We start from the raw sequence: 12,254 nt of genomic DNA, 5'->3' as shown, positions 1-12,254 counted from the left end.
GTCTGTTCAATTACAAACAATAGAGAAGACCGAATCATCGTAAATTCGGTCTTCTTTTTGCGTTCAATCAACCATTTTCATTTTGCTGCCCTATTTCCTTCTCGGCTAGATATTGGTTTCCATCTTTCAATACCGAAAATTCATCGACCGAGTCTCCAGGTATATTCCTTGGATTTGGATATTTATTATCTGTTTGGACGGTGATCGCTTGTTTCCCCGTTCCATTTGTCAAGAAATCTCGTTTTTTATTAGCCATATGGCATCTCCTTCATTTTGAATTTCCAAGTAAAAACAATCATGATGATAACAGAATTAAGAAAAACTATCCTTATGAATTAGATTGTGTAGTTCGATTAAAAGTATGAACAGAATGGAGAACGGAATGAAACCATTTATGCCACAATTAGTGTATATAGAGCCCAGGGCACTGGAATACCCTCTTGGCCGGGAATTGAAGAAGAAATTCGAAGATTTGAACATTGAAATCCGGGAGACCACATCCCATAACCAAATTAGGGACCTTCCTGGGGAAAACGATTTGCAAAAATATCGCGTCGCCAAATCGACGCTTGTGGTAGGAATAAGAAAAACATTGAAATTCGATTCCTCAAAGCCATCTGCTGAATATGCCATCCCTCTTGCTACAGGGTGTATGGGGCACTGTCACTATTGCTATTTACAGACGACACTCGGATCGAAACCATATATTCGGACATATGTGAATCTTGACGAGATTTTCGAGGCAGCCGAAAAATATATAAATGAGAGAAAGCCTGAAATCACACGTTTTGAGGCAGCCTGTACATCGGACATTGTCGGAATTGACCATTTGACACATTCTTTAAAAAGGGCCATAGAATATTTTGGCAAAAGTGAATATGGGGTTTTAAGGTTCGTAACTAAATTTCATCATGTCGACCATCTGTTGGATGCTGAACATAATGGAAAAACGAGATTTCGGTTCAGTATAAATTCGCGTTTTGTGATAAAGAATTTCGAACCCGGGACTTCGAGCTTCGAAGAACGGATGGAAGCGGCACGCAAAGTGGCAGGTGCCGGATATCCCCTGGGTTTTATCGTAGCTCCAATATATCGTCATGAAGCATGGAAGGAGGGCTATCACGAATTATTCGAACGATTGAGTGAGGCGTTAAAAGGAGTGGATATACCGGATTTGACTTTTGAATTAATCCAGCATCGGTTCACTGGTCCAGCAAAAAAAGTGATTCAAAAAAACTACCCGAAAACAAAATTGGAACTGGACGAAACGAAGCGTAAATATAAATGGGGCCGATATGGCATTGGTAAATATGTTTACCAAACCGAAGAAGCCGCAGAACTGGAAACGACCATTCGTGGGTATATCGCTGAATTTTTCCCGAAAGCGGAAATTCAGTATTTTACCTGATGAAGGTAATTTTCTATTCAAAACTGTCATAAATCCCTCTAATCCTGCTTAGAAATGTAAAGACCGGATTAGGGGAGGGCAGCTATGATTATTGACGGCGTTTTTTCCGGAGGCGGGATTAAAGGCTATGGTTTAGTGGGAGCCCTGCAGGAATTAGAAGAACGGGGATTTGTATTCCATCGGACAGCAGGTACAAGTGCAGGATCCATAATTGCAGCTTTCGTGGCAGCTGGGTACACCGGAAAAGAAATGGAAAAGCTATTTATTGATATAGATTTAAGCGGCCTGCTGGATAAAAGGCGTGGTCTTTTGCCTATCCCGCTTGCCAAATGGCTTCTTGTATACTGGAGACTTGGCCTTTATAAAGGCGATGCATTGGAAGGTTGGGTTGCGAGTAAACTTGCCGAAAGGAATGTAGTCACCTTTAAGGATGTTCGACCGAAATCCCTTCGTATCATAACCTCTGACATCACAAATGGGAAATTGGTGGTTCTGCCTGATGATCTACCGAACTATGGCATTGATCCGATCACTTTTCCAGTTGCAAAGGCAGTAAGAATGAGTTGTAGCATTCCTTATTTCTTTGAGCCAGTCAAACTCGATGTCGGAAAAAGCAAGTTCCTTTTTGTTGATGGAGGTGTTTTAAGCAATTTTCCTATGTGGTTATTCAATTCAGATCATGTAAGGAAGGAACGGCCGGTCATAGGCTTGCGGCTGAGTGTCGATGAGATATGGAAACCGCATGAGGTGGATAATGCGGTTGAATTATTTTCCGCACTATTCAAAACGATGAAAGATTCCCATGATGCACGATATATCTCCAAGAAACACGTCCATAATATTGTATTTATCCCGATGAAGGGAGTTTCTGCAATGGATTTCAATCTGAATGATGAACAAAAGGGTGAATTGATGAATCGGGGAAGGCAGTGCACGAAAGAATTCCTAAAAAAATGGACTTATTGATTATAAATAAAAAATCGGGCTCTTAAAAAGAAGCCCGATTTTTCTTTTTATTCTTTTTCCCTTCGATAACGGTTAAGTGACTATCCGTTTTCTTTCTCCATTTTATTTTCTTGGATGATTTTGCTGCAGAGAAGCTAGCCACATTATCTTTTTTCGAAGTTCGGTTTTTTAGCCTTTTTTTCGATTGGCGGGCAGCCTTTCGGAATGCTTGCTGCTCTTTCTTAACTGGTTTTCCCTTTGTTAATCCGGTATAAATCATATAAATAATCCCTGCGACAATGGCTATTATGAGAATGTTTCTAAAAAAGCCAATCGGGTCATTAAATAGTCGGCTCAATAGTCCGAGGACTCCGAGGGCGATGATTCCGTATATCATGAAAGATATGAAACGTTTCAACAAAGACACCTCCTTAAGAGCATCATAAGCATTTTTAGCTTATTTTAAACATTCTTCATGTAAAATATTTGAAAAAAATGAAGGTCATTCCCTTAGTTTAGTATATGATTTTTCATAATCAAAATGTGTATAGATGTTTTACACAATTACATCCGATTCTAAACCTTTTTTGGTCTCTTTTTCCATCCTCAACAGTTCTTGGAATGAGGCTAATGCGACTTCGACTTGATCATCTGTCGGGGCTTTGGTTGTCAATAACTGAAGCCAAAGGCCGGGATAGCCAAGGTAACGCAGGATGGGAGTGTCCCTTACTTTGTTAGTCAATTGCAAGACTTCGAAGGCTATGCCAAGCACGACGGGGATAAGCAAAATGCGATTGACGACACGTACCCATAGCGGATCAATTGGTACAAGAAGATAGACAAACATCCCTACAATGACAGTAAATAAAATAAAACTGCTGCCACAGCGATAATGAAGGCGGGAACTTGCCTGCACATTTGCAACCGTCAATTCTTTTCCGCTTTCAAAGCAATTGATCACCTTATGCTCTGCTCCGTGATACTGAAAGACCCGCTTGATTAATGGCGTCAAGGAAACTACATAAATATATACGAGCAGTAAGATCAGCTTGAACAAGCTTTCCACTAATACCTGAGCCGTATGGCCACTGAAAATGGGTTCTGTCAATTTTGCGAGGAAGACAGGAATCAAGGTGAAAAGCAATTTCCCAAATAGGAAGGAGATCACACCGATCACGGCAACACCTAGCCAAAGACTTAATTTAGATGGGTCTTTCGTTTCTTTTTTCTTTTCTTCCTGCTTTTCCCCGTCTTCTTCTTCATACTGTTCAGTTGAAAAGTTAAGATGTTTCGAACCGGTGGCACTTGACTGAATCAGTGATACGATACCTCGCAGAAACGGTATTTTTTTTAAGCGGTTTACAACAGGTTTCGATTCACGCGGCAGATGATAATATACAATCGTCGAATCTTTGCGGCGTACCGCAGTGACTGTGTGATGTTTGCCACCGAACATGACGCCTTCCACAACAGCCTGCCCTCCGTAAACGGGTTTTTGAACCTCAGACATTTCTACACCAACCTAATAGTTATTCACGTAGCTCTCTCAAGGGTGCTAACATGTTTATTATCAAGCATCACAAGGGTAAAGGCGCTCCTCCAAAATTGAATGGAAGCTTTAACCCTGCAATTACTTTATGAATGTTGAATCACAGGAAGGTAGTATCCCGTGTACATTATAAATTTCAACAGAGGATGTGTATTTTCCTCTGAAAAAAGCAGATTATTTATGATTTAATCATACAGAATAAATAACAAAACCTCTAGTGATTCTCCTTCCTAAAAATAAAAAAAAATAGTTCTATTTAACAAAGGGCATACTACGTAGCGGAGGTGATTGATATGTCTTCTAATGAAAAAGGACAAATTCAACAGGAATATCAAAGCATGTTAATCTACAATGTACTTGCTGTCGGTTTTGTTGGGGGGGCTTTAGCCAGTTTTATCGGAATCATAGCCCATTATATTAACTTTATGGATTTTAGCCCAAAATTCATACTTACCTCGTGGTCCAATATGACCTGGATCGATCATTGGCTTGGTACGGTAATGACCATAATTTTGTTCGGAATTCTATCCGTGGGGATAGCTTTTATATACTATAGTCTTTTTAAAAGGATGAAGAGTATTTTTCCGGGTATTATTTTGGGGGTGGTTTGCTGGGCTTTGCTGGTATTTATCCTGAAACCGATGTTCGTCGATTTGCCAACCTTTTCTAAAATGTCAGCAAATACGGTTATAACAAGTGTATGCATTTTTATTATATACGGTCTTTTTGTAGGGTTTTCTATATCATACGATCAACAGGAATATATCCGTCAAAAAAACAAAGCCGAGAAGCAATCGGAAAGCTGATTGCTTCTTGGTTGTAAAAAAGTAGTAAGACAATTTGCAATTATGATAGAATGTTCATGGAAAGCATTCTTTTAACATGAGCAGGTGTTTGATGATGACAAAAATCTTACTAATCAATGGTCCGAATTTAAATCGCTTGGGGAAGCGTGAACCTGCGCATTATGGATCCTCGACGCTTGCGGATGTGGAAGCGCAATTAATGAAGCAAGCTCAAGGGCTAGATGTGGAATTGACTTCTTTTCAAACTAACCATGAAGGAGCGATTATCGACAAGCTCCATTGGTCGGAGGATCATGGGATCGACGGGATTATCATTAATCCTGGAGCTTTTACTCATTATAGCTATGCGATTCGTGATGCAATAGCCGGAATTGATGTTCCAGTGGTGGAAGTGCATATTTCGAACATACATGCCCGTGAAAGCTTTCGGCATGAATCAGTGACCGCACCGGTAACGGCGGGACAGATTGTCGGCTTGGGGATACACGGATATGAATTGGCGTTGCAGGCGATCACAAAGATTGCAAAGGGGAGAAATTAAATGAATAAACTAATGCGCTTAAGAGCCTCAATGGAAAAGACGGGCATTGATGGTTTTTTGATTACCAGTACATATAACCGTCGATTCATGACCAACTTTACGGGAAGTGCAGGTGTTGTACTTATTTCCCAAAAAGAAGCTAAATTCATCACTGATTTCAGATACGTGGAACAAGCGGGCAAGCAAGCGCCGGACTATGAGATCGTTCAACACAAAGGAACCATCATCGAAGAAGTCGGCAAGCAGGCTAAAGCGATGAATATCGGCAAGCTGGGCTTTGAGCAAGAACACCTGACTTATGCTACATATAAGGCATACGAAGCGGCCATTGATGGTCAACTTTTGCCGGTGTCGGGGGTAATTGAGAATTTACGCTTGATAAAGACTTCATCAGAGATTAAGATATTAAAGGAAGCGGCTGCTATTGCTGATGCTGCGTTTACACATATTCTGGATTTCCTGCGTCCAGGGATCTCGGAACTGGATGTATCCAATGAACTTGAGTTCTTTATGAGGAAACAAGGCGCAACATCTTCTTCCTTCGATATTATTGTAGCATCCGGCTTAAGGTCCGCGCTTCCGCATGGAGTGGCTACGGATAAAATCATTGAAAAAGGCGATTTCGTCACATTGGATTACGGGGCATACTATAATGGGTATGTGTCTGACATCACTCGGACATTAGCGGTTGGCAAGCCAAGTGAAGAACTTATTAATATTTATGACATTGTTTTAGAAGCTCAACTGCGAGGAATGGCTGGGATTAAACCTGGTATGACTGGCAAGGAAGCGGATGCACTAACTCGAAATCTAATTGAAGAAAAGGGATATGGGCAGTATTTTGGACATTCGACCGGACATGGAATCGGACTTGAAGTTCATGAAGGTCCAGCATTATCCTTTAGGTCGGATATCATTTTAGAACCAGGTATGGCCGTAACCGTTGAACCGGGCATTTACTTACCGGGGGTAGGCGGAGTGCGGATTGAAGATGATACAATCGTTACACTTGATGGTAACGAAGCACTTACCCATTCAACCAAAGAGTTAATCATTCTGTAAACATGTACATGTAGGAGGACAAATTTATGATTTCTGTAAACGATTTTCGCACGGGTGTTACGATTGAAGTAGATAATGGAATTTGGCAGGTTATCGAGTTCCAACACGTTAAACCTGGTAAAGGTGCAGCTTTTGTACGTTCTAAACTTCGTAACCTTCGTACGGGTTCAATCCAAGAGAAAACATTCCGTGCTGGTGAAAAAGTCGCTAAAGCACATATCGAAAACCGTAAGATGCAGTACCTTTATGCAAGTGGGGATAGCCATGTATTCATGGATAACGAAACATATGACCAAATCGAGCTGCCTGCATCAAGTATTGAACGTGAACTTAAATTTCTTAAGGAAAATATGGAAGTTCATATCATGACTTTCCAAGCGGAAACACTTGGGGTCGAGCTTCCAAACACAGTGGAACTTGAAGTGGCGGAAACGGAGCCGGGAATTAAAGGCGATACATCTTCAGGCGGCACGAAGTCAGCCGTACTTGAGACGGGCCTTTCGGTTCAAGTTCCATTCTTCATCAACCAAGGTGACAAACTATTGATCAATACAAATGAAGGATCATACGTATCACGTGCATAAAGAAGACCGAGGTGAAGATCTCGGTTTCAGTTTGTAGACAAAAAGGTTTCGGAATGGACTCATTCCGAAACCTTTTTGATTTTTTAGTGGATTTGACTTGATGACGCAGATGATTCCATATATTCTTGCCGAATATGGCGTGTCACCACTATCTGATGGTCTTTATTTTCTGTACACTGTAGGATTTGTACTCACGATAGCCCTTTTTATTTGTTGTTGTGTACTTTAAATCTCCATTTTACAAGCTGGAACCAGTTGGTCTAAAGTAATCATTTCAAGCTGATCTCGCTGAATAGAATCATGTTAAAAAAGAAAACACATCACTCAAGTTTTAATAATTCTATTTTAAAACAATAAAGACTTTAGGTAAAAGGGATCTATCTAAAAGTTAAAAAAGTTGATTGGAGCGGGTGTTCGAGACTCCTGCGGGAAAACCGCGTCCAGGTGAGAACCCACAGGCGGCAATGCCGCCAAGGGCTGACCGCCAGCGGAAAGCAAGTGCCCCTACGTTATAATCAACTTCTAAATTGTACAAGCCATAAAAACCTGTGGGCAAACTCGCTTTGTTCGAATTTTTTTACAGCCTGAGACCGAGATTAATTTCTCGGCTTTTTTTGTGTGTTTTTTAGACCCCGAAGTATAAAAAAATCAATAAATGGTCTGTTTCTTTAATAGCCTGTCATCATTGCAGGCTGGTCGGCATATATTTTATTGAAAGTGGTGTATACAGGAGGATTGTCAAAATGGAAACGATTCTTTCTTTTTTACCGAAAAAAATATGTGAGCAACTCCGGGGTATGACACCGATGATGATCGATAAGATGGAAGAGCTGAGAATTCGGGTTGGAAGGCCGCTTGAGGTCATTGTAGGTGGGGAACCATACTTCTTTTCCTATGAAGTGACCCATTCGGATGCGGATCAATTATTGAATCAAATAGGTCAATTTTCGTTATATACACTTGAGGAAGAATTAAAGCGAGGTTATATAACCATAGCAGGCGGACATCGGGTGGGGCTTGCTGGCAAGGTGATTTTGGAAAATGGATCTGTCAAAGCGATCAGGGATATTTCCTCCTTCAATATTCGGGTTGCACGTGAAAAAATAGGTGCAGCTGAACCGCTCACTTCTTACTTATATGACGGGGAATGGCAGCATACAATGTTGATCGGTGCTCCGCAAACGGGAAAAACGACCATATTACGTGATATTGCAAGAATGATATCCAGTGGTAATGAAAAACACGGCATTGCCCCTCAAAAGGTGGGGATAGTGGACGAGCGCTCGGAAATTGCCGGATGTGTTCATGGAGTGCCGCAGCTCCAATTTGGAACAAGGGTTGATGTGCTCGATGGATGTCCTAAAGCGGAAGGGATGATGATGATGATCCGTTCGATGTCCCCGGATGTATTGATCGTGGATGAAATAGGCCGCGCGGCGGATACGCAGGCTGTGCTGGAAGCGGTGAACGCAGGTATTAAACTCATGATAACTACACATGGCCATACACTGGATGAAATTAAGAAGCGACCTTTTATAGCCGAAATATTAAAGCAAAACATCTTTGAACGTTTTATAGAATTACAGAGATGTAAATCAGGTAAGAGGAGCTACAAAGTCCTTGATGCTGCTGGAGTTCCCATTTTCTTAGGGGAAGGTGTGAACCCGCATGTTTAAGTTAATAGGAGCTGCGATCATTATTATTGCAACGACATGGGCAGGTTTCGAGGCTGCGAAAAAATTAAGTATGAGGCCTCGTCAACTGAGACAGCTGAAAGTCGCCATGCAATCGCTTGAAGCCGAAATAATGTTTGGTCATACACCTTTGAAAGAAGCGGCGAGGAAACTTTCTAAACAGATGGCCAAACCTTTATCCATCTTTTTCGATGCATTTGCAAACCGGCTCGAGTCCGGAGAGACCACCGTCAAGGAAGCATGGGATGATAGTTTGAAGAAAATATGGCAATCCCTTGCTTTAAAACAGGGAGAATTCGAGATTCTTTCACAGTTTGGGGAGACGCTTGGAAAAAGCGATAAATATCATCAGCAAAAGCAAATCATGCTAACGATGGCACACTTGGAACGGGAAGAGAGCGATGCACTCGACCGACAGGGGAAATATGAAAAAATGATGAAAAGTCTTGGTTTTTTATCAGGGCTATTATTGATCATCTTGCTGATGTAGGAATATGTGGGGGGAATGAAAATGGGCATTGATGTGGACATCATATTTAAAATAGCGGGTGTAGGGCTAGTAGTGGCATTTCTTCACACGATACTCGATCAGGTTGGGAAGAAGGAATATGCCCAGTGGGTGACACTTTTCGGATTCATCTATATTTTATTCATGGTAGCTTCTGTAGTAGAGGATTTATTTCAAAAAATTAAATCTGTATTTCTATTTCAGTAAGGGAGGGATTCGCGATTGAAATCATAAAAATCGTGGCCATTGCCCTAGTTGCCACCTTCTTGGCACTGATCGTCAAAGAGCAAAAACCAAATTTAGCATTCCTGCTTGTCGTTTTTGTAGGATGTTCCATTTTTCTTTTTTTAGCTGACAAAATATACGAAATTATTTTAATGTTAGAAAAAATTGCGGTTAATGCAAATGTAAATACCGTGTATCTAGAGACCATCTTAAAAATAATCGGAATTGCCTATATTGCAGAATTCGCTTCTCAAATTACAAAAGATGCAGGGCAAGGTTCCCTCGCTTCCAAAATAGAATTAAGCGGAAAAATCTTGATACTTGCCATGGCGATTCCGATTTTAACGGTCATTATCGAAACGATTATACAGATGCTCCCAAGTTAACGGATTACTCCTACTAGTCAATGAGGTGAATGTATGAAGCAGCGGATGCCTTACTTATCCATTCTATTCGTTTTACTCTTTTTTTTGCATGCATCTATTGGACAAGCTGCCGAAAATCCTGAAAATGGTGAAATCGAACAAGAGCCCATCATGCAGTCCGAGCTGGTACAAGCCCAAATAGAAAGGCTGGGTGTCGATGAGCTCAAACAATATTGGGATGACATCGTTACGGAATATGGAGGATTTCTACCGGAAAGCCAGAAAGGGAGCTTTATGGACTTCGTAAGCGGCGACAAGAAATTTTCCTTTGAGCAATGGATTAAGGGAATGACAAAATTCATTTTTCATGAACTGCTCGTGAATGGAAAGCTGCTGGGATCACTCATTTTATTAACCGTTTTCAGCATGTTCCTCCAGTCTTTGCAGAATGCGTTCGAGCAAAGCTCCGTGAGTAAGGTCGCTTATGCAATCGTTTATATGGTGCTGATCATTTTGGCTCTTAACAGTTTTCATGTGGCGATTGAATATACAAAAGATACGATAGATTTGATGATTTCCTTTTTAATGGCACTCATCCCTTTACTCTTGGCATTGATAGCTGCTTCAGGGGGACTTGTATCGGCAGCTTTCTTTCATCCGGTTTTGATGTTTTTGATGAATACAAGCGGTATCTTGATCCAGTTTGTCGTCCTTCCGTTATTATTCTTTGCAGCGATTTTAAGCATTGTCAGTACGCTGACGGAACATTACAAAGTGACACAGCTGGCACAGCTTCTCCGTAATTTTGCTATCGGTATCCTTGGGGCTTTCATGACCATATTTCTTGGTGTGATATCCGTTCAGGGGGCATCATCTGCTGTAGCTGACGGAGTGACGATCAGGACGGCCAAATTCGTGACAGGTAACTTTATACCGGTAATAGGGCGCATGTTTACCGATGCAACGGATACGGTCATAAGTGCCTCCGTTCTATTGAAGAATACAGTCGGCTTGTCTGGCGTCATCATACTCTTGCTCATTACCACGTTTCCCGCCATAAAAATCCTGATGATTTCTTTTGTCTATAAATTGGCAGCGAGCCTTTTGCAGCCGCTTGGCGGAGGACCTGTAATAAAATGCCTAGACATTATTAGTAAAAGCATGATTTATATTTTCGCTGCATTGGCCATTGTCTCACTCATGTTTTTTTTAAGTATCACGGTAATTATCGCCTCTGGAAACATTACCTTGATGGTTCGTTAGAAAGGAGGAGGGCTTGGTGAGTTTTTTAGCTGGCTGGGTATCCAACATCATCATATTTGTATTGCTGGCTACTGTGATCGATATGCTTCTTCCGAATTCGGCTTTACAAAAGTATGCCAAAATGGTAATCGGACTTTTACTGATTGCGATCATCATCACTCCTATATTGGGATTATTCAATAAGGACTTCGACGAAATCCTCTCTGCGGCTACTAGTGAATTTGAGGATCAGAAAAAAAAAGATTTAGGAAATTTGACAGAAATGAAGAAAAAAGAAATACAAGCAGCACAGGGTGCATATATTTTAGAACAAATGGCTGTCCAATTACAGACAGAAGTGGAAGAGGAGCTGATGGTGGATTATAACATGAAGATTAGTTCAATTGATGTAGGGGTCAAGAATGAGGAAGAACCTGGTGTTGATGATCTGCAGAACATAACCATCTCATTGGAAAAGGCAGAAGGGAAAGAAAACTCGGAGATAGAGGCAGTAGCGAAGGTTGATATCAATGCAGATAGCCCATCCACTTCAAATGATGCCAATCTGGATGCTGTCAAAAGGTTTCTGGCAACAAGTTGGTCCGTTGATGAAGAGATCATTGAAATCGCCGGGGAAAGGAAGTGACTGAGTATTGAACAAAGACAAAGGTCCATTATCCTGGCTGCAAAAACTATTAAATAAAGACCCTGACCAAAAAGAGCCTAAGGAAAAAAAACCTTCCCTGTATGTCTATGCTCTAATAGTTGTCCTTTTGGGATCGGGAATCATGATGGCCGGGAATTTGTTAACCACCAACCAGACGGGACAAACATCTGAAGTGACGACTGTATTCAATAATGATAAACAGCAGGATGATGAAGAGGATGTCGAAACATTCGGTCAGAAGAAATCAGAATTCAAGACTACAAAAGACTATGAAATATATCTACAGAATGAAATGAAGGAAGCGCTTGAATCCATTGCAGGTGTCCAGGATGTAAAAGTCGTAATCTACGTCGATGCATCCGAGAAGAAAGTATATGAACGAAACAAAGTCACCCAAAAACAAGTCACCGAAGAAACCGACCAGGAAGGCGGCAAAAGGACGGTCGAAGACACATCGGTTGATGAACAGCTCGTTTTGGTCAAGAGCGGTGAGAAAGAAGGACCGATCATTTCGGAAACGAAAAAACCTAGTGTACGAGGAGTCCTGGTAGTCGCAAAAGGGGCCGAAAACATTCAAATAAAGAAGTGGATCATCGAGGCTGTCACACGCTCACTTGATGTACCGAGTCATAGGGTTTCTGTCATGCCTAAAAAATAA

The 12,254-nt window shown here is 41.2% G+C and carries 16 protein-coding genes; 13 read left to right on the top strand and 3 right to left on the bottom strand.

The features are described 5' to 3' along the window. Positions 1-67: 67 nt before the first annotated feature. A complete protein-coding gene (locus tag ACYP5M_RS08225; protein ID WP_101222544.1) occupies positions 68-256 on the bottom strand; it encodes a hypothetical protein in 189 nt (62 codons plus the stop codon). Between the two features lie 126 nt (positions 257-382). Here ACYP5M_RS08225 and splB point away from each other — a divergent pair, with 126 nt between their 5' ends. Next, on the top strand, positions 383-1,408 hold the full coding sequence (gene splB, locus ACYP5M_RS08220; RefSeq protein WP_350299455.1) for a spore photoproduct lyase: 1,026 nt from the start codon (positions 383-385) through the stop codon (positions 1,406-1,408). A gap of 84 nt (positions 1,409-1,492) precedes the next feature. Continuing rightward, positions 1,493-2,374 (top strand): patatin-like phospholipase family protein, encoded by an 882-nt coding sequence (locus ACYP5M_RS08215; protein ID WP_434167381.1) that lies wholly within the window; start codon positions 1,493-1,495, stop codon positions 2,372-2,374. A gap of 22 nt (positions 2,375-2,396) precedes the next feature. Here ACYP5M_RS08215 and ACYP5M_RS08210 read toward each other — a convergent pair whose 3' ends face one another. After that, positions 2,397-2,771 (bottom strand): SA1362 family protein, encoded by a 375-nt coding sequence (locus tag ACYP5M_RS08210; RefSeq protein ID WP_048677789.1) that lies wholly within the window; start codon positions 2,769-2,771, stop codon positions 2,397-2,399. A gap of 138 nt (positions 2,772-2,909) precedes the next feature. After that, a complete protein-coding gene (locus ACYP5M_RS08205; RefSeq protein ID WP_434167380.1) occupies positions 2,910-3,863 on the bottom strand; it encodes a DUF1385 domain-containing protein in 954 nt (317 codons plus the stop codon). 332 nt (positions 3,864-4,195) lie between these two features. Between ACYP5M_RS08205 and ACYP5M_RS08200 the strand changes: the two genes are divergently transcribed. From ACYP5M_RS08200 to spoIIIAG, 11 genes are all read left to right on the top strand, one after another. Continuing rightward, positions 4,196-4,708, top strand: coding sequence for a YqhR family membrane protein (locus ACYP5M_RS08200; protein ID WP_101222540.1), 513 nt, complete (start codon positions 4,196-4,198; stop codon positions 4,706-4,708). A 94-nt stretch (positions 4,709-4,802) separates the two neighbouring features. Next, positions 4,803-5,249 (top strand): type II 3-dehydroquinate dehydratase, encoded by a 447-nt coding sequence (aroQ, locus tag ACYP5M_RS08195; RefSeq protein ID WP_434169697.1) that lies wholly within the window; start codon positions 4,803-4,805, stop codon positions 5,247-5,249. Further along, positions 5,250-6,311: a M24 family metallopeptidase gene (locus ACYP5M_RS08190; protein WP_434167379.1), complete on the top strand. Its 1,062-nt coding sequence runs from the start codon at positions 5,250-5,252 to the stop codon at positions 6,309-6,311. A 26-nt stretch (positions 6,312-6,337) separates the two neighbouring features. Further along, on the top strand, positions 6,338-6,895 hold the full coding sequence (gene efp, locus ACYP5M_RS08185) for an elongation factor P (RefSeq protein ID WP_034308328.1): 558 nt from the start codon (positions 6,338-6,340) through the stop codon (positions 6,893-6,895). 743 nt (positions 6,896-7,638) lie between these two features. After that, a complete protein-coding gene (gene spoIIIAA, locus ACYP5M_RS08180; RefSeq protein WP_101222537.1) occupies positions 7,639-8,571 on the top strand; it encodes a stage III sporulation protein AA in 933 nt (310 codons plus the stop codon). Further along, the gene (gene spoIIIAB / locus ACYP5M_RS08175) at positions 8,564-9,079 is read left to right on the top strand and encodes a stage III sporulation protein SpoIIIAB (protein ID WP_101222536.1); all 516 of its coding nucleotides are present in this window, start codon (positions 8,564-8,566) and stop codon (positions 9,077-9,079) included. The genes spoIIIAA and spoIIIAB overlap by 8 nt, the downstream gene beginning before the upstream one ends. Positions 9,080-9,100: 21 nt before the next feature. Then, positions 9,101-9,304, top strand: coding sequence for a stage III sporulation protein AC (spoIIIAC, locus tag ACYP5M_RS08170; protein WP_034308319.1), 204 nt, complete (start codon positions 9,101-9,103; stop codon positions 9,302-9,304). Positions 9,305-9,327: 23 nt separating this feature from the next. Next, the gene (spoIIIAD, locus tag ACYP5M_RS08165; RefSeq protein WP_230177096.1) at positions 9,328-9,708 is read left to right on the top strand and encodes a stage III sporulation protein AD; all 381 of its coding nucleotides are present in this window, start codon (positions 9,328-9,330) and stop codon (positions 9,706-9,708) included. A gap of 33 nt (positions 9,709-9,741) precedes the next feature. Further along, positions 9,742-10,950 carry a stage III sporulation protein AE gene (gene spoIIIAE / locus ACYP5M_RS08160; protein WP_402938360.1) on the top strand — a complete coding sequence of 403 codons (1,209 nt, stop codon included), beginning with the start codon at positions 9,742-9,744 and terminating at the stop codon, positions 10,948-10,950. Positions 10,951-10,966: 16 nt separating this feature from the next. Then, positions 10,967-11,575: a stage III sporulation protein AF gene (spoIIIAF, locus tag ACYP5M_RS08155; protein ID WP_101222533.1), complete on the top strand. Its 609-nt coding sequence runs from the start codon at positions 10,967-10,969 to the stop codon at positions 11,573-11,575. A 7-nt stretch (positions 11,576-11,582) separates the two neighbouring features. Further along, the gene (spoIIIAG, locus tag ACYP5M_RS08150) at positions 11,583-12,254 is read left to right on the top strand and encodes a stage III sporulation protein AG (RefSeq protein ID WP_260359032.1); all 672 of its coding nucleotides are present in this window, start codon (positions 11,583-11,585) and stop codon (positions 12,252-12,254) included.

The sequence above is a fragment of the Peribacillus sp. N1 genome, from assembly GCF_054600815.1.
The sequence above is the reverse complement of the archived record's forward strand: the minus strand, read 5'-3'. Positions and strand labels throughout refer to the sequence as shown.